This window comes from Mesorhizobium sp. WSM1293, from assembly GCF_000513875.1.
Classification (GTDB): domain Bacteria; phylum Pseudomonadota; class Alphaproteobacteria; order Rhizobiales; family Rhizobiaceae; genus Mesorhizobium; species Mesorhizobium ciceri.
This window is the reverse complement of sequence record NZ_AZUV01000008.1, coordinates 139520-157383: the sequence shown is the minus strand read 5'-3', so window position 1 is coordinate 157383 and position 17864 is coordinate 139520. Positions and strand designations below refer to the sequence as shown.

The 17864-nt window shown below is 61.1% G+C and carries 17 protein-coding genes and 1 tRNA gene; 3 read left to right on the top strand and 15 right to left on the bottom strand.

What is annotated here, in order from left to right:
* Positions 1–2 precede the first annotated feature (2 nt).
* Entirely contained in the window at positions 3–1064 is a 1062-nt protein-coding gene (ugpC, locus tag M729_RS0110595) for a sn-glycerol-3-phosphate ABC transporter ATP-binding protein UgpC (RefSeq protein ID WP_027161535.1), read from the top strand.
* A gap of 129 nt (positions 1065–1193) precedes the next feature.
* Entirely contained in the window at positions 1194–1664 is a 471-nt protein-coding gene (locus M729_RS0110590) for a nucleoside deaminase (protein WP_027161534.1), read from the top strand.
* A 245-nt stretch (positions 1665–1909) separates the two neighbouring features.
* Here M729_RS0110590 and M729_RS0110585 read toward each other — a convergent pair.
* A tRNA-Lys gene (locus M729_RS0110585) sits at positions 1910–1985 on the bottom strand.
* Positions 1986–2241: 256 nt separating this feature from the next.
* Between M729_RS0110585 and M729_RS0110580 the strand changes: the two genes are divergently transcribed.
* The gene (locus tag M729_RS0110580; RefSeq protein WP_013531805.1) at positions 2242–2727 is read left to right on the top strand and encodes a BA14K family protein; all 486 of its coding nucleotides are present in this window, start codon (positions 2242–2244) and stop codon (positions 2725–2727) included.
* An 86-nt stretch (positions 2728–2813) separates the two neighbouring features.
* Here M729_RS0110580 and M729_RS01000000134830 read toward each other — a convergent pair whose 3' ends face one another.
* From M729_RS01000000134830 to M729_RS0110510, 14 genes are all read right to left on the bottom strand, one after another.
* Positions 2814–3221: a DUF6882 domain-containing protein gene (locus tag M729_RS01000000134830; RefSeq protein WP_224672845.1), complete on the bottom strand. Its 408-nt coding sequence runs from the start codon at positions 3219–3221 to the stop codon at positions 2814–2816.
* A 93-nt stretch (positions 3222–3314) separates the two neighbouring features.
* Positions 3315–4805 (bottom strand): glycerol kinase GlpK, encoded by a 1491-nt coding sequence (glpK, locus tag M729_RS0110570; protein ID WP_027161533.1) that lies wholly within the window; start codon positions 4803–4805, stop codon positions 3315–3317.
* A 200-nt stretch (positions 4806–5005) separates the two neighbouring features.
* Entirely contained in the window at positions 5006–6733 is a 1728-nt protein-coding gene (locus M729_RS0110565; protein ID WP_013531807.1) for an ABC transporter substrate-binding protein, read from the bottom strand.
* 79 nt (positions 6734–6812) lie between these two features.
* A complete protein-coding gene (locus tag M729_RS0110560; protein WP_024503495.1) occupies positions 6813–7106 on the bottom strand; it encodes a DUF2160 domain-containing protein in 294 nt (97 codons plus the stop codon).
* Positions 7103–8017 (bottom strand): carbohydrate ABC transporter permease, encoded by a 915-nt coding sequence (locus tag M729_RS0110555; protein WP_027161532.1) that lies wholly within the window; start codon positions 8015–8017, stop codon positions 7103–7105. Before M729_RS0110555 ends, M729_RS0110560 begins: the two co-directional genes overlap by 4 nt.
* Position 8018: 1 nt before the next feature.
* Complete coding sequence (locus M729_RS0110550; protein WP_013531810.1) at positions 8019–8885, bottom strand: sugar ABC transporter permease; 867 nt, start codon at positions 8883–8885, stop codon at positions 8019–8021.
* Positions 8886–9953: an ABC transporter ATP-binding protein gene (locus tag M729_RS0110545; RefSeq protein WP_013531811.1), complete on the bottom strand. Its 1068-nt coding sequence runs from the start codon at positions 9951–9953 to the stop codon at positions 8886–8888.
* A gap of 10 nt (positions 9954–9963) precedes the next feature.
* Positions 9964–11043 (bottom strand): ABC transporter ATP-binding protein, encoded by a 1080-nt coding sequence (locus M729_RS0110540; protein ID WP_027161531.1) that lies wholly within the window; start codon positions 11041–11043, stop codon positions 9964–9966.
* A 42-nt stretch (positions 11044–11085) separates the two neighbouring features.
* Positions 11086–12612, bottom strand: a complete 1527-nt coding sequence (gene glpD / locus M729_RS0110535; RefSeq protein ID WP_027161530.1) for a glycerol-3-phosphate dehydrogenase — start codon at positions 12610–12612, stop codon at positions 11086–11088.
* Positions 12613–12739: 127 nt separating this feature from the next.
* A complete protein-coding gene (locus tag M729_RS0110530) occupies positions 12740–13507 on the bottom strand; it encodes a DeoR/GlpR family DNA-binding transcription regulator (protein ID WP_013531814.1) in 768 nt (255 codons plus the stop codon).
* A gap of 78 nt (positions 13508–13585) precedes the next feature.
* Positions 13586–14995, bottom strand: a complete 1410-nt coding sequence (locus M729_RS0110525) for an aspartate aminotransferase family protein (protein WP_027161529.1) — start codon at positions 14993–14995, stop codon at positions 13586–13588.
* Between the two features lie 100 nt (positions 14996–15095).
* Positions 15096–15827 carry a peptidase gene (locus M729_RS0110520; RefSeq protein WP_027161528.1) on the bottom strand — a complete coding sequence of 244 codons (732 nt, stop codon included), beginning with the start codon at positions 15825–15827 and terminating at the stop codon, positions 15096–15098.
* A 132-nt stretch (positions 15828–15959) separates the two neighbouring features.
* The gene (locus M729_RS0110515) at positions 15960–16754 is read right to left on the bottom strand and encodes a transglutaminase family protein (protein WP_027161527.1); all 795 of its coding nucleotides are present in this window, start codon (positions 16752–16754) and stop codon (positions 15960–15962) included.
* An 85-nt stretch (positions 16755–16839) separates the two neighbouring features.
* On the bottom strand, positions 16840–17781 hold the full coding sequence (locus M729_RS0110510) for an alpha-E domain-containing protein (protein ID WP_024503501.1): 942 nt from the start codon (positions 17779–17781) through the stop codon (positions 16840–16842).
* Positions 17782–17864: the final 83 nt, after the last annotated feature.

Here is a 17864-nt window from a genome sequence, read left to right as displayed (position 1 = left end):
CAATGGCATCGGTCACAATCAACAACGTGCAAAAGGCTTTCGGAACGGCCAGGATTATCCACGATGTCAGCGTCGATATCGCTGACGGCGAGTTCGTCATCCTGGTCGGCCCGTCGGGCTGCGGGAAGTCGACGCTGCTGCGCATGATTGCCGGATTTGAAACGATCTCGGGCGGCAGGATCGCGATTGGCGATCGCACCGTCAACAATCTGCGGGCGCGCGACCGGAACATCGCCATGGTGTTCCAGAACTACGCGCTCTATCCGCACATGACGGTGGCCGACAATATGGGCTTTGCCCTCAAGATCAAGAAAGCCGATCCGGCCGACACCGCAAGCCGCGTCGGCAGGGCCGCCAGCATCCTGGGCCTCGACAAGCTGCTCGACCGCTATCCGCGCCAGCTCTCCGGCGGCCAGCGCCAGCGCGTCGCCATGGGCCGCGCCATCGTGCGCGACCCGCAAGTCTTCCTGTTCGACGAGCCGCTCAGCAATCTCGACGCCAAATTGCGCGTCCAGATGCGCGGCGAGATCAAGGCGTTGCACCAGCGGCTGGGCACCACCACCATTTACGTCACGCATGATCAGATCGAGGCCATGACCATGGCCGACAAGATCGTCGTGCTGCATGACGGCCTTGTCGAGCAGATCGGTGCGCCGCTCGACCTTTATGACCGTCCGGCCAATCTGTTCGTTGCCGGCTTCATTGGCTCGCCGGCCATGAACTTCATTGCCGGCCGCGTCGAGGAAGGCGTTTTCCGCAGCGCCAGTGGGCTGACCCTGCCGCTGCCGGAAGGCATCAACCTGGCAAAAATTCCCGTGGGTGAACTCATCTACGGCATCCGTCCCGAACATATCCGAGCAACGATTTCCCAGGGTATTGCCGGCACGATCGTGCTTCTGGAAGCCACGGGTTCGGAAATCTTCGCCAGGGTCGACTGCGCCGGCGAGGAAATCTCCTGCCTATTCCGGGAGCGGCTTGCGCTGAAGCAAGGCGCGCAGATGCGCATCGAGATCGACCGCGCCTGTGCTCATCTGTTCGACGCCAAGACCGGTCGGCGATTCTAGCGCAAAGGTCTGATATCCCGGCGCAAAGGTCTCAAGCCACGGTTCGCTCTTGCCACTCGCATCGCTTGGCAGCAATCTCGGATCAAAGAGCCGCTCATCGGGTGGATGTCGGCGTCCCGGGATTTTGCCATGACACGCGATCAGATGCTCGCCCACCTTCGATCCGCCGACGCGGTCGCGCGCGAGGCGGCGGCACATGGGCATCATCCCTTTGGTTGCGTTCTGGTCGGGCCGGATGACCGCGTGCTGATGCGGCAGGGCAATCTCGACACGGTGCGCCATGCCGAGACGGAGCTCGCCCGGCGCGCCGCGGCTGCCTACGCGCCGGAGTTCCTGTGGCAATGCACGCTGGTCTCAACCTTCGAGCCGTGCGCGATGTGCGCCGGCACGATGTATTGGGCCAATATCGGGCGGCTGGTTTACGGGGTCGAGGAGACCGAACTCCTGGCGCTCACCGGGGATCACGCGGAGAATCCGACGATGAGCCTCTCTTCGCGCACCGTCCTCGGCTCCGGCCAGAAAAAGATCGAGGTCTTTGGCCCCTTCCCCGAAATCGCCGACGAGATGCTCGCACCGCACCGCGATTTCTGGAAGCGCTGACGGGTTTGTGCCGGTTGGTAAGGTCGATCAATGGCAGCAGTGACTGTCGGATCGCGGTGGGAGCCACCGCCGCCGTTCAACAAAATCAAAGACTTGTAGAATCAACGATCCGAAGTCGGACGATCTTGTCATGCGTTGCCCGTGGCGAGATCCTTGAGAAGGGCGTGCAGACCGTGAAAACTCACAGTCGCTGCTTTCTCAAAGACTCAAAGGCCCTAAGTGGCTGATATTTAATGCTAAAACAATGGTGAGCGCGATGGGATTCGAACCCATGACCTACTGATTAAAAGTCAGTTGCTCTACCGGCTGAGCTACGCGCTCCCGCGGGCGAAAGGCGGCCCTCGAAATTGCGCGGAACATAGGGAGAGTGCCTCGACCGGTCAACCGGAAAAAGAGGTCTCGCAAACACGGGCGGCTTCGCCCTGTCGCGGCACTTGTCCCACGCGCTGTCGGGGGAGAACGGCCAAGGAACGCTGCCATTTATGCCTGACAGTGGCATCCAGTCTGGGGAACAATTGTATGCGCCGCTCGTTTTTCGGGCACAGGGACGTCCGCCAAACCATCGAGGAGAAGACCAATGAACAGAATCACAACGAGCCTGCTGGCGACCGCTCTCTCCGCCACATTCGTTGCGGCGGAGGCGGTGTCGGTTAATGCCCAACCGAACTATGTGCCGCAGTCCCAGGTCGCGGTGCCGGATGTACAGACAGTCCAGTACCGGGAGTGGCGCAAGGACCGCTACAATCGCAATTTCTCGCGTGACCGCAGTTTTTCGCGTGACCGCAATTTTTCCCGCAATCGCGGCGCGTATTGGAACGGCCATCGGGGCTATCGTGAATATCGCCCCGGCTACCGTCGTCACGGCGATTATTGGTTCCCGCTTGCGGCCTTCGCTACCGGCGCGCTGATTACCGGGGCAATCATCAACAACGAAAACAACCGCGTCTACGGGGGCAACGCCCACGTCCAGTGGTGCTACGACCACTATCGCAGCTACCGTGCTTCGGACAACACGTTCCAGCCGAATTACGGCCCTCGCAAGGAGTGCCGTTCGCCTTACTGATCCGAAGTGTGAGTACCGAGTAAAAATGGCCTGCGCCGGCAACAGCGCGGGCCATTTTTCGACGTGCCCAGGCGCGAGAGTGCTGGTCAGTTCGCCCAGCTGATACTTTTGAAAATCAAATAGAGCGCTCCACCCTCACCACGCGGTGAGCGATACGCACCGAGAGCATGGCAAATTCGAACCATTGTTCCCGTCAATTCCCAACCCAGCGCTTCCAGGTCATTGCCGGCGTTGGGCACATAGGCCTGGGCCAACTCATCTATGCTGTTCTTCTCGCCGAAGGAGCGAACCAGCTTGGCGTCGCTGAGAAGCTCGCTGGGCAAATTCGAATTTGCCCAAGCCCACAGCCAATTGCTGGCCTTGGCGCTCGTGGAGCCTGCAATCTGGATCTCAGTGACGATCTTGACGCCTCCTTCATCCGAGAACAGAAGCTTTCCGGCCGTGAGGTCATAGTCATAGCGTGACCAACTGCCGAGGCGAAAATCTCTATGCAAGCGGTCATTCTTGGCATGCAGTTGCTCAACGGCCGTCGCGCCAAGCAGGATACCAGTCTGGCTTCATTCTCCCCTCACCCTGATGGCTGCTCACTACACGCTGAGCGTCCGGCGCACAGCATCGCGCCAACCAGCAAGTTTGGCTGCGCGCGCGGAGCCATCCATGGCCGGCTGGAACCTCCGCTCCAGCGCCCAGCTCTTCGCGAATTTCTTGGCATCCGGCCACACGCCTGCCTTCGACCCGGCGAGCCACGCGGCACCCAGCGCCGTCGTCTCCAGGATGGTCGGACGGTCGACCGGCGCGTCGAGGATGTCGGCCAGCCTCTGCATGGTCCAGTCCGACGCAACCATGCCGCCGTCGACCCGCAGCACGGTCTTGGCCGAAGCTCCCTTCCAGTCCTTACGCATGGCGTCGAGCAGGTCGCGCGTCTGGTAGGCGACGGATTCGAGTGCGGCGCGGGCGAATTCCGCCGGCCCGGAATTGCGCGTCAGCCCGAAAATGGCGCCGCGTGCCTCGGCGTCCCAATGCGGCGCGCCGAGCCCGACGAAGGCCGGCACCAGGTAGACGTTTTGCGTTGGATCAGCCTCGGCAGCCAGCTTGCCGCTTTGCTCGGCCTTGCCGATCACCTTGATGCCGTCGCGCAGCCATTGGACCGCGGCGCCGGCAATGAAGATCGAGCCCTCCAGCGCATAAGTGGTCTTGCCGTTCAGCCTGTAGGCAATAGTGGTCAAGAGCCGGTTCTTCGAACGCACAAGGTCGCTGCCGGTGTTGAGCAGCGCAAAGCAGCCGGTGCCGTAGGTGGATTTCATCATGCCCGGCTCGAAACAGGCCTGGCCGATGGTCGCCGCGTGCTGGTCGCCGGCAACGCCAAGGATTCTTATCTCGGCGCCGAAGAAATTTTTTTCCGTGATTCCATAGTCATCGGCGCAGTCCTTTACCTCGGGTAGCATTTTTGCCGGGATGTTCAGTATCGACAGCAGTTCGTTGTCCCAGGCATTTTTCTCGATGTTGTAGACCAGCGTGCGCGACGCGTTGGTGGCATCCGTGGCGTGGACCTTGCCGCCGGTCAGCCGCCAGATCAGAAAGCTGTCGATGGTGCCGGCGAGCAACTCGCCCTTCTCGGCACGACGCCGCGCCCCTTTTACCTTGTCCAGCATCCAGGCGATCTTGGTACCGGAAAAATACGGATCAAGCAGCAGGCCGGTTTTTTTTGTGAACTTTTTCTCCAGTCCCTGCTTCTTCAGTTTCTGGCACAGCGGCGTGGTGCGCCGGTCCTGCCAGACAATGGCATTGTGGATCGGCTTGCCGGTCGCCTTGTCCCAGATGACGACGGTTTCGCGCTGATTGGTGATGCCGAGCGCGGCCACTTCGGATGCAGCCCGGCCGGCATTCTTCAGCGCCGCCTTCACGGTCGTCACCACGCTCGCCCAGATGTCTTCGGGATCGTGCTCGACCCAGCCGGAGGCCGGATAGTGCTGGATGAATTCCCTCTGCCCGCTGCCGGCGACCTTCATATCGCCGTCGAACAGGATCGCCCGGGTCGAAGTCGTGCCCTGGTCGATGGCAAGGATGTATCCGGTCATTCTGCTTCCCCGCTTAATGCATGTCGCCCAAAGGTGACCTCGGTTTTGGGAGAACGACATGCACAAAAACAAAGACCTAAAGCGCGTTGCATGAATCCATCTCAACGCGACGCGCTTTAGTCTTTTACACAAACAGGGGAGACGGCAAGATGCCGCCTCCCCCTATTCTCATGATGCTGGCGCGAGCGCCGACACCAAGGCTACTTTTGCCAGCTCTTCACCAGTTCGTCGTAGTTGATGGTGATCGGCTTTTCCTTCTCGTTCTCGATCTTCAACTGAGGAGCGAGATTGCCCTTCTTGACCGCGTCGGCGTTCCAGTAGGCGAGGTCATGCTCTTCGGCCATCTTCGGGCCGATATCGCCCTGGACGCCCGACTTCTCGATGCGACTCATGACCTTTTCCTGTTCGCCGCAGAGCGAGTCCATCGCTTCCTGCGCGGTCTTGGCGCCCGACGACGCATCGCCGATCGCCTGCCACCAGAGCTGTGCCAGCTTCGGATAGTCAGGCACGTTGGTGCCGGTCGGCGACCACTGAACGCGGGCCGGCGAACGGTAGAACTCGATCAGGCCGCCGAGCTTCGGAGCCCGCTCGGTGAAGCTCTTGTCGTGGATCGTGCTCTCGCGGATGAAGGTCAGGCCGACATGGCTTTTCTTCACGTCGACTGTCTTCGAGGTGACGAACTGCGCGTAGAGCCAGGCGGCCTTGGCGCGGTCGGTCGGGGTCGACTTCATCAGCGTCCAGGAGCCGACGTCCTGATAGCCGAGCTTCATGCCGTCCTTCCAGTAGACGCCATGCGGCGACGGCGCCATGCGCCACTTCGGCGTACCGTCGTCGTTCAGCACCGCCTTGGCGCCGGCATCGACCATCGAAGCGGTGAAGGCGGTGTACCAAAAGATCTGCTGGGCAACCGCGCCCTGCGCCGGAACCGGGCCGGATTCGGAGAAGGTCATGCCCTGGGCTTCCGCCGGAGCGTAGGCCTTCAGCCAGTCGAGGTATTTCTGGATCGAGTAGACGGCGGCCGGGCCATTGGTGTCGCCCCCGCGCGCCGTGCAGGAGCCGACCGGACGCGAATTCTCGTCGACCTTAATGCCCCACTCATCGACCGGCAGACCGTTCGGCAGGCCCTTGTCGCCATTGCCGGCCATCGACAGCCAGGCGTCGGTGAACCGCCAGCCGAGCGACGGGTCCTTCTTGCCGTAGTCCATGTGGCCATAGACCTTCTTGCCGTCGATCTCGCGGCCGGTGAAGAACTCGGCGATGTCCTCATAGGCAGACCAGTTGACGGGAACGCCAAGGTCGTAGCCGTACTTGGCCTTGAAGTCCGCCTTGTTCTTCTCGTCGTTGAACCAGTCGTAACGGAACCAGTAGAGGTTCGCGAACTGCTGGTCGGGAAGCTGGTAGAGCTTCTTGTCCGGAGCGGTCGTGAACGAGGTGCCGATAAAATCCTTCAGGTCGAGGTTCGGGTTGGTGACATCCTTGCCCTCGCCCGCCATCCAGTCGGTCAAATTGCGCACCTGCTGGTAGCGCCAGTGGGTGCCGATCAGGTCGGAATCGTTGACCCAGCCGTCATAAAGGTTCTGACCCGTCTGCATCTGGGTCTGGATCTTCTCGACGACGTCGCCTTCCTGGATGACGTCATGCGTGATCTTGATGCCGGTGATGGCGGTAAAGGCCGGCGCCAGCACCTGCGATTCATACTGGTGCGTGGCGATGGTTTCCGAAACGACCTTGATGTCCATGCCGGCGAAAGGCTTCGCGGCATCGATGAACCACTGCATTTCGGCTTCCTGGCCAGCGCGGTCGAGCGTCGAGAGCGGGCCGATTTCCTTGTCCAGGAAAGCCTTTGCCTCGTCCATCCCGGCATAGGCATTGCCCACGCCCAGCAACAGGACAAGGGCCGTCGTTGATGTTAAAAATTGCCTTCGCATGTGTTTCCTCCACAGTTTTAAGGTTCAAGTGCGATCTGGAGCGGCCGCCGGCACGCGGTCGCTCCAACAGTTTCCCCCTCTATACGTAGCGGAACACGCCAATGGCGTAGACCACGGAGAGAGCGAGAGCCCACCACAGGTTGGATCCGACAAGACCCAACCAAGCGAGATGGATAAAGGCGCTGCCAAGCAGCGACAGGAAAAGACGGTCGCCGCGCGTTGTCTCGAAGCGCAGCACGCCGACGCGCGGATTGCCGCCCGGCGAAGCGTATTCCCAAGCCGCCATGCCGCACAGCAGCAGAAGGATGGTCCCGAAAAAGGCCGCCGTCGGCCACGTCCACGCCATCCAGGTGAGGTCGAAATTCATCGTCAAACCCTCCCCAGGGCGAAGCCCTTGGCGATATAATTGCGCACAAACCAGATGACGAGCGCGCCGGGGATCAACGTGAGCACGCCGGCGGCGGCGAGCAGGCCCCAGTCCATGCCAGCGGCCGAAACCGTGCGGGTCATGGTGGCGGCGATCGGCTTGGCGTCGGTGGTGGTCAGCGTACGGGCGATAAGCAGTTCCACCCACGAGAACATGAAGCAGAAGAAGCAGGCCACGCCGATGCCGCTGGCGATCAGGGGCATGAAGATTCTGACGAAGAAGCGCGGGAACGAATAGCCGTCGATATAGGCGGTTTCGTCGATTTCCTTCGGCACACCCGACATGAAGCCTTCGAGGATCCACACCGCCAGCGGCACGTTGAACAGGCAGTGCGCCAGCGCCACCGCAATGTGCGTGTCGATCAGGCCGAAGGCCGAATAGAGCTGGAAGAACGGCAGCGCGAACACCGCCGGCGGCGCCATGCGGTTGGTCAGCAGCCAAAAGAACAGGTGCTTGTCGCCGAGGAAGCGGTAGCGCGAGAAGGCGTAGGCTGCCGGCAGCGCGGCAGCCACCGAAATCACCATATTCATCACCACATAGGTGATCGAGTTGATGTAGCCCGAGTACCAGGAGGCGTCGGTGAAGATGGTGACGTAGTTGGCGAACGTCGGCTGGTGCGGATAGAGCGTCAGCGAGGAGACGATCTCGGCATTGGTCTTGAAGCTCATGTTGATGAGCCAGTAGATCGGCAGCAAAAGCACGACGATGTAGATCGTCGGCACGATCCACCACCAGCGCGATTCCTCGCCGCGTTTGCGCATCAGCCGGGCGACCTGATCCTGCGAGAGTGTGCTCGCCAGTTTGCCCGCTGCTGTGGTCTCGCTCACTCTATCGGCTCTTTCGTTGGCGCCGGTCATCTCAGCGCTCCGCGTCGTAGTTGGTCATCACGGTGTAGAAGACCCATGACAGCAGAAGGACGATGAGGAAGTAGACCAGCGACATGGCTGCGGCCGGACCGAGGTCGAACTGGCCGAGCGCGGTCTTGACGAGGTCGATCGACAGGAATGTCGTCGAGTTGCCGGGACCGCCGCCCGTCACCACGAAGGGTTCGGTATAGATCATGAATGAGTCCATGAAGCGAAGCAGCACGGCGATCAGCAGCACCCTGTTCATCTTCGGCAGCTGGATGTAGCGGAACACCGCCCAGCGCGAGGCGCCATCGATCTTGGCCGCCTGATAGAAGGCATCCGGAATGGAGACCAGGCCGGCATAGCAGAGCAGCACGACGAGGCTGGTCCAGTGCCAGACATCCATGATGATGACGGTGACCCAGGCATCGAACGGGTCCTGCACATAGTTGTAGTCGATGCCGAGCGCGTTGACGTAGTAGCCGAGCAGGCCGATGTCGTTGCGGCCGAAGACCTGCCAGATGGTGCCGACGACGTTCCACGGAATCAGCAGCGGCAGCGCCATCAGGACCAGGCAGACCGGCACGCCCCAGCCCTTTTTCGGCATGTTGAGCGCAATGAAGATGCCGAGCGGCACTTCGATGGCCAGGATGATGAAGGAGAAGATCAGGTTGCGGACCATCGCTTCCCAGAAACGGCTGGAAGACAGCAGTTCCTCGAACCATTCGGTGCCGGCCCAGAAGAAGACGTTGTTGCCGAAAGTGTCCTGCACCGAATAGTTGACGACGGTCATCAGCGGGATGACCGCCGAGAACGCCACCAGCACCAGCACCGGCAGCACCAGGAACCAGGCCTTGTTGTTCCAGGTCTTTTCCATCTATGCCCCCATCTCGACGCGCCAGGAATCGGCATAGATGTTGATGCCGGCCGGCTCGAACCGCACCTTCGGATCGGCCGGCACGGTCTCGTCCTCACCGATGACGGCCGCAATCTCGCGGCCTTCGAGCTTGGCGCGGACCACCTTGTGGCGGCCGAGATCCTCGACCTTGCTGACCTGCACGGCCATGCCGTCGCGGCCAAGCCGGACATATTCGGGACGGATGCCGAGTTCGATGGCGCCGCTGCCCGCTTTTGGCGCGCCCGGCAGTTCGATGCGCTGCGAGCCGAGCGTCGCCGTCTTGCCGTCGATGGCCACCGGCATGACGTTCATGCCGGGCGAGCCGATGAAATAACCGACAAAGGTATGGCGTGGCCGTTCGAACAGTTCGGCCGGCGTGCCGATCTGGACGATGCCGCCGTCATACATGACCACGACCTGGTCGGCGAAGGTCAGCGCCTCGGTCTGGTCGTGGGTTACATAGACCATGGTGTAGCCGAAGCGGCGGTGCAGCTGCTTCAGCTGTGAACGCAGCACCCATTTCATATGCGGGTCGATGACGGTCAGCGGCTCGTCGAACAGGATGGCGTTGACGTCGGAGCGCACCAGCCCGCGGCCGAGCGAGATCTTCTGCTTCTGGTCGGCGGTCAGGCCCCTCGCCTTCTTCTTCGCCCAGGACGCCAGGTCGATCATCTCCAGCGTCTCGCGCACCTTGCGGTCGACATCGGCTTCCGGCACGCCGCGATTGCGCAGCGGGAAGGCCAGATTGTCGTAGACGGTCATGGTGTCGTAGATGACCGGGAACTGGAACACCTGCGCGATATTGCGCTCCTGCGTCGACAAATTGGTCACGTCCTTGCCGTTGAACAGCAACTGACCGTGCGACGGGTGCAGCAATCCCGAAATGATGTTGAGCAGCGTGGTCTTGCCGCAGCCCGATGGCCCGAGCAGCGCATAGGCGCCGCCGTCCTCGAAGGTGTGGTGCACTTCCCTGAGCGCGAAATCGGCATCCTTCCGAGGGTTCGGCAGATAGGAATGCCTGACATGGTTGACGTCTATGCGTGCCATATCTTTCCCCTCAAGCCGCCAGCTTCGGCGCGGCCACGGCACGGCCGTGCTCGTCGAAGACCATGATGTGGCGCGGATCGATGAACACCTCGATCTCGGCGTCGGGTTCGAAGTCGCGGATGCCGTGGGTCAGCATGACCCAGCGCGCGTCCGCGAAATCGAGATGGATGAAGCTTTCCGAGCCGGTGATCTCGGTGATCGTCACCTTGGCGCGCACCGGCACAGCGGCGGCATTGGGCCGATCGAGCGACAGGTGATGCGGCTGAAAACCGACCGTGTACATGGCATCGGCAATGCCGGCGAGATCGGCGGGCACCGGCAGTTTGACCCCACCTTCCAGCAGGAAATCCCCCCCTTTCTTGGCCAGCACGATGGTGTTGAGCGGCGGGTCGGCGAAAGTCTTGGCCGTCACCAGATCGACCGGTTTGCGGAACACGTCGATGGTCGGTCCGAACTGGGTGATGCGCCCTTCGGAAAGCGTCGCCGTGTTGCCGCCGAGCAGCAGCGCTTCGTGCGGCTCGGTCGTGGCGTAGACGAAGATGGTGCCGGCGGCGGCGAAGATCCTGGGCAATTCGGCGCGCAGTTCCTCGCGCAATTTGTAGTCGAGATTGGCGAGCGGTTCGTCGAGCAGCACCAGGCTGGCGTTCTTGACGATGGCGCGCGCCAGTGCGGTGCGCTGCTGCTGGCCACCGGACAGGCTCAGCGGCGTGCGGTCGAGATAGGGCGTCAGCTTGAGAAGTGCTGCGGCATGGCGCACTTCCTTGTCGATCTTCGCCTGATCGGTTCCCGCCACCCTGAGCGGCGAGGCGATGTTCTCGTAGACGGTCATCGCCGGATAGTTGATGAACTGCTGGTAGACCATGGCGATCTTGCGCTTCTGCACCGGCACGCCGGTGACATTCTGGCCGTCGAACCAGATCGAACCGGAGGTTGGCACGTCGAGGCCGGCCATCAGCCGCATCAGGCTGGTCTTGCCCGAAAGCGTCGGTCCGAGCAGGACATTGAGCGAGCCGTGCTGGAGCGTCAGCGACACATCGCTTATATGCGCGACAGCACCGACCGTCTTGGTGACGTTTCTCAGTTCCAGCATGACGCCTCCTCCCAGGCCTTCCGCATCAGCTCAAACCCCTCTTCATTCGGCAGCCGCGACATGGCGCCGGCTTATGCCGTGCATGAATTCATCGAGAGCCGCCACCTGCTCGCGGCTGAGATGCAGACCGCGCTTGGTACGGCGCCACAATACATCTTCCGATGTGACGGCCCATTCGTTTTGAACGAGATAGCGCACCTCGGCCTCGTAGAGATCGGCGCCGAAGTTGCGGCCGAGATCGACGTTCGATTTGGCCAGCCCCAGCAGCATCCTTGCGCGGGTGCCATAGAGCCGGGTCAGCCGGCGAGCCAGGCGCGCGTCGAGGAACGGATAGGCAGTCTTCAGTTTCGTCACTTCGGCATCGAAACCGGTGGCCGGGAAATCGCCGCCCGGCAACGGCGCGTTTGCCGTCCACGGCTTGCCGCGTTTACCCAGAAAACCCTCGATCTTTTCCAGCATCGATTCCGACAGCCGGCGATAGGTGGTGATCTTGCCGCCGAAGGCGTTGACGATCGGGGCGGCACCCTCGCCGCCATCGGCCTTGAGCACATAGTCGCGCGTCGCTTCCTGCGCCTTGGAGGCTCCGTCATCATAGAGCGGACGGACGGCGGAATAGGTCCAGACGATGTCCGAGCGCTTGACGGCTTCAGCGAAATATTCGCTTGCTGCGGCGCAGAGATAGTCGATCTCGGTGTCGCTGATCCTCACGTCATGCGGATCACCGGGATAATCCTGGTCCGTGGTGCCGATCAGGGTGAACTCTTCTTCGTAGGGAATGGCGAAGATGATGCGACCATCCCTGTTCTGGAAGAAATAGGCGCGCGGATCGTCGAACTTCCTGGCGATGACGATGTGGCTGCCCTGCACGAGGCGGACATTGTGCACATCGTTGAGGCCGACGACGCCGGAAAGCACATGATCGACCCAGGGTCCAGCGGCATTGACCAGCAGGCGCGCCTTGATCTCCTCGGTCTCGCCGGTCTGCAGATCCTCGACCTGGACCGTCCACAAGCCGTTTTCGCGGCGCGCGCCGGTCACTTTCGTGCGGGTGCGGACTGTCGCGCCGCGGTCGGCGGCATCACGTGCGTTCAGCGCCACCAGCCGCGCGTCATTGACCCAGCCATCCGAGTATTCGAAGGCCTTCTTGAATAGCGGCTTCAAAGGCTTGCCGGCCGGATCCCTGGCCATGTCCAGCGTCCGGGTCGCCGGCAGCAATTTGCGCCCGCCAATGTGGTCGTAGAGGAAGAGACCGAGCCTGATCAGCCAGGCCGGGCGCAGGCCCTTGGCATAGGGCAGCACGAAGCGCATCGGCCAGATGATGTGCGGCGCGTTCTTCCACAGAACCTCGCGCTCCATCAGTGCCTCGCGCACCAGGCGGAATTCGTAGAATTCGAGGTAGCGCAGGCCGCCATGAATCAATTTGGTCGAGCCCGAGGAGGTCCCGCTGGCGAGGTCGTTCATCTCGGCGAGAAAGACGGAAAAGCCACGCCCGACGGCGTCGCGGGCGATACCGCAGCCATTGATGCCGCCGCCTATGACGAAAATGTCACGGATCGGAGATGCGTCCACAAATTCCTCCAGCGATTTCGCATTGCACCATTTTTGGGCTTTTACGAAACCGTGTCGGAATTATTTCGAAATGATAACGAATGTCAAACGAAATATCACGGGCGCGTGATATCAGCTGAAAAACCGCCTAGGCGAGCGACGTCTCGATCAGCTGAACCTCGGCCTCCTGGCAGATCTTGCGCACCGAGGGGATGTCGCAACGGTCGGTGATGAAGGTGTTGACCTGCGACAGATGGCCGATGCGCACCGGTGCGGTTCGCTCGAATTTGGTCTGGTCGGAAACCAGGATGACATGCCTTGCATTGGCGATGATCGCCTGCGCCACCTTGACCTCGCGAAAATCGAAGTCGAGCAAGGCCCCGTCATGGTCGATGGCGGATGCGCCGATCACCGCGTAATCGACCTTGAACTGCCTGATGAAATCGACCGCCGCCTCGCCGACCACACCGCCATCGGAACCGCGCACGACACCACCGGCGATCACCACTTCGATCGACGGATATATCCGCATCCTATTGGCAACATTGATGTTATTGGTGATGACCATGAGACCGTTGTGATCGAGCAACGCCTTGCTGACCGACTCGGTCGTGGTGCCGATGTTGATGAACAGCGAGGCGTTGTCGGGGATCAGCCTGGCTGCCGCACGGCCGATCGCCTCCTTCTCGTCGGCGGCAATCTTGCGTCTCGCCTCATACTCCATGTTCTCGATGCCGGAGGGGTACAGCGCGCCGCCATGGATGCGCGAGAGCAGCCGCTGGTCGCACAAATCGTTGAGGTCCTTGCGTATGGTCTGCGGCGTCACATTGAAGTGGTTGGCCAGATCATCGACCAGCACGCGGCCGTGATCCTTGGCCATCTGGATAATCTCGGCATGGCGCGGCGACAGATACATGGGCAACCTCCCGTTTTCGTTTTTCTTGTCTATAGTCGAAAACGAAACCGATGAAAAGGCAGAAGCCGGCTAACGAAATCAGCGACCCAGGCCACGTGCGATTTCAGTAATCACCACAAAAGCCGTTTCGACATCGGCGGCGGTCGCCTCGAACTGTCCGACCTGGAACCGGATTGCGATCAGTCCATCAACCTTCGTCTGCGTCAGGTAGATGCGGCCATCGTCGTTGATCGCATTGACAAGGCGCAGATTGTGCTCGTCCCCGTCGGTTGCGGTCTTGTGCCGGAACGAGAACAACGACAGCATCGGTTCGCTGACGATCTGGAAATCCGGCTCCCTTGCCAGCCGCGCCGCCAGCCCTTCGCTCCACGCGACATGATTGCGGATCATCGTGCGCAGGCGTTCCAGGCCATGGGCGCGCAGCAGGAACCATAATTTCAACGCGCGAAATCGCCTGCCGAGCGGTACCGACCATTCGGAATAGTTGATGATGCCGTCATGACCGTGCGTCTTCAGATAATCCGGCTTGATGGCCAGCGTCCTGACATGGCTTTCAGGGTCGCGCAGGAACTGGATCGAGCAGTCGAACTGAGCGCCCAGCCATTTGTGCGGATTGAAAACGATCGAATCGGCGCCTTCGACGCCTGTCCAGAAATGCCGATATTCCGGACAGATCATCGCCGATCCCGCCCAGGCAGCATCGACATGGAGATAAAGCCCATGCCGCCGTGCCACCTCGGCAACCGCAGCAATGTCGTCGGTGCCGCCAGTGCTGGTGCCGCCGACGCAAGCGATGATGCCCGCCGGCAGCATGCCGGCTTCCCGGTCGGCGACGATTGCCGCCTCGAGCGCGGCCGTGTCCATGGCGCGAAAGCGGCCGCTGACGGGAATGCGCACGAGATTGTCCTCGCCGATGCCGGACACCCAGATCGCCCGGTCGATCGAAGTGTGCACCTGGTCGGAGGAGTAGATGCGCAGCCGCGCCTGCCCTGCCAGGCCCTGTTTGTTGCCTTGCCAGTCGAGTGCCCGTTCGCGCATGGTCAGCACCGCGGCCAACGTCGCCGATGAGGCTGAATCCTGGATTACGCCCGAGAAGCCTTCCGGCAGACCGAGCGCCTGGCGCATCCAGTCGACGGTGCGCGTTTCGAGTTCGGTCGCCGCCGGCGACGTCTGCCACAGCATGCATTGCGCGGCCATCGCCGAAACCAGATATTCCGCCACCACCGAAACCGGCGCCGCATTGGCCGGGAAATAGGCGAAGAAGCGCGGATGCTGCCAATGCGTCATTCCCGGCAGGATCTTCTCTTCGAAATCGGCGAAGATCCGGTCCATCGGTTCGGCGTCTTCGGGCGGCGAAACCTCGATGCTTCTAGAAATGGCGCCGGGTTCTACCAGTGGCCGCACGGGGCGGTCGCGCAGATTGTTGCGATAGTCAGCGCCCCAGTCGGCGGCGCGCCGCGACCATTGCCGGAAATCATCATTGTTCATCCTGTCCTCCCGACATGATCCATCGCTACCATCCGTCGCGGTTGATCTCTTATTAATTAACGCGTGAAATATATGCAACCAGCAACGGATGCCGCACGCCTCAGCCAGGGAAATCCGGCAGGCTGGCAAAAGCCGTCTTCAGCGCATTCGACCAGCCGTCGGAGATCGTGCGGTAATACTGGTCGTCCTGGCCGATCCGCTTCTTCAATCCGACCTTGAAAGCGTCCTTCTCCAGGAAGAGCAGGTCGAGCGGCAAGCCGACAGACAGGTTCGACTTCAACGTCGAATCGAAAGACACCAAAAGCAGCTTCACCGTCTCGGCGAGGCTCATCGTCTTTTCGTAGGCGCGGATGATGATCGGCTTGCCGTATTTGGTCTCGCCTATCTGGAAGAACGGCGTGTCATCGGTCGATTCGATGAAATTGCCTTCGGGATAGATCATGAACAGGCGCGGCTCGCTGCCCTTGATCTGACCGCCGAGGATGAAGGACGCATTGAAATAGGAATCCGCCTTCTCGCCAGCGGGTGACGAATTGGCGATAACCTCCTTGACCGTGTCGCCAACAATGCGGACCGTTTGGTACATCGACGGCGTTTCGAGCAGTGTGGAATGTCTTTCGGAGACTGCCTTGGTGCGCTCGTCAAGCAGGCTGACCACGGCCTGCGTCGTCGCCAGATTGCCCGCCGACATCAAAACGATGACGCGTTCGCCCGGCTCTTCCCAGACATGCATCTTGCGAAAGGTGGAGATGGAATCCATGCCTGCATTGGTGCGCGTGTCGGACATGAACACGAGCCCGCGGTCGATCTTCAGGCCAACGCAATAGGTCATGGAATCTCTTCTAGAGCAATTCCAGGAAAAGTGTGAAGCGGTTTTCCGTCCGGAATTGCGTTAAAACAAGGGGATAGAGCGGTTCGGCGTTTCCTTGAAACGATGAATCGCTCGGCAGCAATCTTGCGAGGATTACTGCTCCACCGTAACGGTGACCGCAAGCTGTTCTTCCGCCTCTCCCAGCCGAATTCCCGACACCGGCGTCGCGTCGCGGTAATCGCGGCCCGTCGCCACCTTTACATAACGCTCGTCGGGCGAGATGCCATTGGCGGCATCGAAGGCAACCCAGCCGAGACCCGAAACATGCGCTTCGGCCCAGGCATGGCTTGCGGCCTGCTCGACCGTCGCATCCAGCATCAGATAGCCGCTGACATAGCGGGCCGGAAAGCCCATGGCGCGGGCGGCGGCGGCAAAGATATGGGTATGATCCTGGCAGACCCCGGTCTTGAGCGCCAAGGCTTCCTCCGCCGGCGTCGTCGCATTGGTGGTGCCGGGCGTGTAGACAACGCGCTCGCCGATGACAGCCATCAGCCGGTGCAGCCGTTCGATGTCGCTGCCCTTGCCAACCGATGCGGCGAGTTCGCGGATACCGCTGCCGATCACCGTCAATGGTGTCTCATGGCTGTACAGCCAGAGCGGCGTGAAGCCCTGGTGTGGCCCCGAGACGCCCGCGGTGTCGCGCGTCACCACTTCGCCCGACGCCTCCACCGTGATGAAGTCGCGCTCGCCCTCGACGCTCAACAGCCTTGTGTCGTTGCCGAAATGGTCGACAAAGCGGACCTCTTCGCGCGCGCCTTCGATCGCCAGAGCCCAGGACAGAACGGTCTGCGTCGACCCGCTGACTGGAAGCAGCCGCAGCCGCTGCAACAGATAGTGCACCGGCGTATCGTAACGGTACTCAGTTCGGTGGGTAATCTTCAGCCGCATGCTTCTATTCCGTTTGTGAGCGCGATCTCCGGACAAACGGTTTCCGTTTGTCTAAGAAAACCGGCTCCACCTTTCGGGACCATGCTCAATTGAACCGATAATCTTGTGCGATTTCGTCGCCCAGCTTGGTGTTGTCGCGAATGAAATTGGCCAGGAATTCATGCAGCCCGGTATCGAAGATATCCTTGATCGACCCGGCTCTCAGCATTGTCTGCGTCTTCTCGGCCGTTGCGTGGCAGGCATGGCGCTCGCCGTAATCGTCGCCGAGGAATTTCAGATGCTCCGACAGGAAGCGATAGCAGAACATCAGCGAACGCGGCATGCGGACATTGAGGATCAGATAGTCGGCAATGTTGGTCGGCTTGTAATCAGCATCGTAGACCCAGCGATAGGAGCGATGCGCCGAGACCGAACGCAGGATCGATTCCCACTGATAATTGTCGAGCGTCGAGCCAACCCAGGAGATCGACGGCAGCAGCACATAATATTTCACGTCGAGGATGCGCGCCGTGTTGTCGGCGCGCTCGACGTAAGTGCCGAGTTGCGAGAAGTCGAAGATCTCGTTGCGCAGCATGGTGCCGTAGAACGAGCCGCGGATCAGCGCCGTCTCGCGCTTGATGGCGTCGAGCACGCTTGGCAGGTCGCGCTCGTCGATCGGCTTGGCCAGCATCCGCTTCAGCGCCATCCAGGCTTCGTTGATGCTTTCCCAGGTCTCGCGCGTCAGCGCGGTGCGCACCATGCGGGCATTGTTGCGGGCTGTCTCGATGGACGACATCGTGCTCGATGGGTTCGACGTGTCGCGCAACAGGAAGTCGGCGACATTGGCGGCGGTATAGTCGGAATATTTCTGGCTGAAGGTGACGTCGGAACCAGCGCTGAGCAGCACCGAATTCCACTCTTCCGAGGCGCTTTGGGTGCGGGTCAGCGCCATGCGCAGGCCGGCATCGACCAAGCGCGCCATGTTTTCCGCCCGCTCGATATAGCGGTTCATCCAATAGAGCCCGTTTGCGGTGCGGCCTAAAAGCATGAAGTGGCCCTTCGGGCTAGTGAGTGGCGAATAGTGAGTAGTGAATATTAAGCAATTGAATCTCAATGAAATATGGCATTCCT

Bases quoted from the DNA above. Each gene is read 5' to 3' on its own strand.
- ugpC (WP_027161535.1), top strand. From the start codon at position 3: ATGGCATCGGTCACAATCAACAACGTGCAAAAGGCTTTCGGAACGGCC.
- M729_RS0110590 (WP_027161534.1), top strand. From the start codon at position 1,194: ATGACACGCGATCAGATGCTCGCCCACCTTCGATCCGCCGACGCGGTC.
- M729_RS0110580 (WP_013531805.1), top strand. From the start codon at position 2,242: ATGAACAGAATCACAACGAGCCTGCTGGCGACCGCTCTCTCCGCCACA.
- glpK (WP_027161533.1), bottom strand. From the start codon at position 4,805: ATGACCGGATACATCCTTGCCATCGACCAGGGCACGACTTCGACCCGG.
- M729_RS0110565 (WP_013531807.1), bottom strand. From the start codon at position 6,733: ATGCGAAGGCAATTTTTAACATCAACGACGGCCCTTGTCCTGTTGCTG.
- M729_RS0110555 (WP_027161532.1), bottom strand. From the start codon at position 8,017: ATGACCGGCGCCAACGAAAGAGCCGATAGAGTGAGCGAGACCACAGCA.
- M729_RS0110550 (WP_013531810.1), bottom strand. From the start codon at position 8,885: ATGGAAAAGACCTGGAACAACAAGGCCTGGTTCCTGGTGCTGCCGGTG.
- M729_RS0110545 (WP_013531811.1), bottom strand. From the start codon at position 9,953: ATGGCACGCATAGACGTCAACCATGTCAGGCATTCCTATCTGCCGAAC.
- M729_RS0110540 (WP_027161531.1), bottom strand. From the start codon at position 11,043: ATGCTGGAACTGAGAAACGTCACCAAGACGGTCGGTGCTGTCGCGCAT.
- M729_RS0110530 (WP_013531814.1), bottom strand. From the start codon at position 13,507: ATGTATCTGTCGCCGCGCCATGCCGAGATTATCCAGATGGCCAAGGAT.
- M729_RS0110525 (WP_027161529.1), bottom strand. From the start codon at position 14,995: ATGAACAATGATGATTTCCGGCAATGGTCGCGGCGCGCCGCCGACTGG.
- M729_RS0110520 (WP_027161528.1), bottom strand. From the start codon at position 15,827: ATGACCTATTGCGTTGGCCTGAAGATCGACCGCGGGCTCGTGTTCATG.
- M729_RS0110515 (WP_027161527.1), bottom strand. From the start codon at position 16,754: ATGCGGCTGAAGATTACCCACCGAACTGAGTACCGTTACGATACGCCG.
- M729_RS0110510 (WP_024503501.1), bottom strand. From the start codon at position 17,781: ATGCTTTTAGGCCGCACCGCAAACGGGCTCTATTGGATGAACCGCTAT.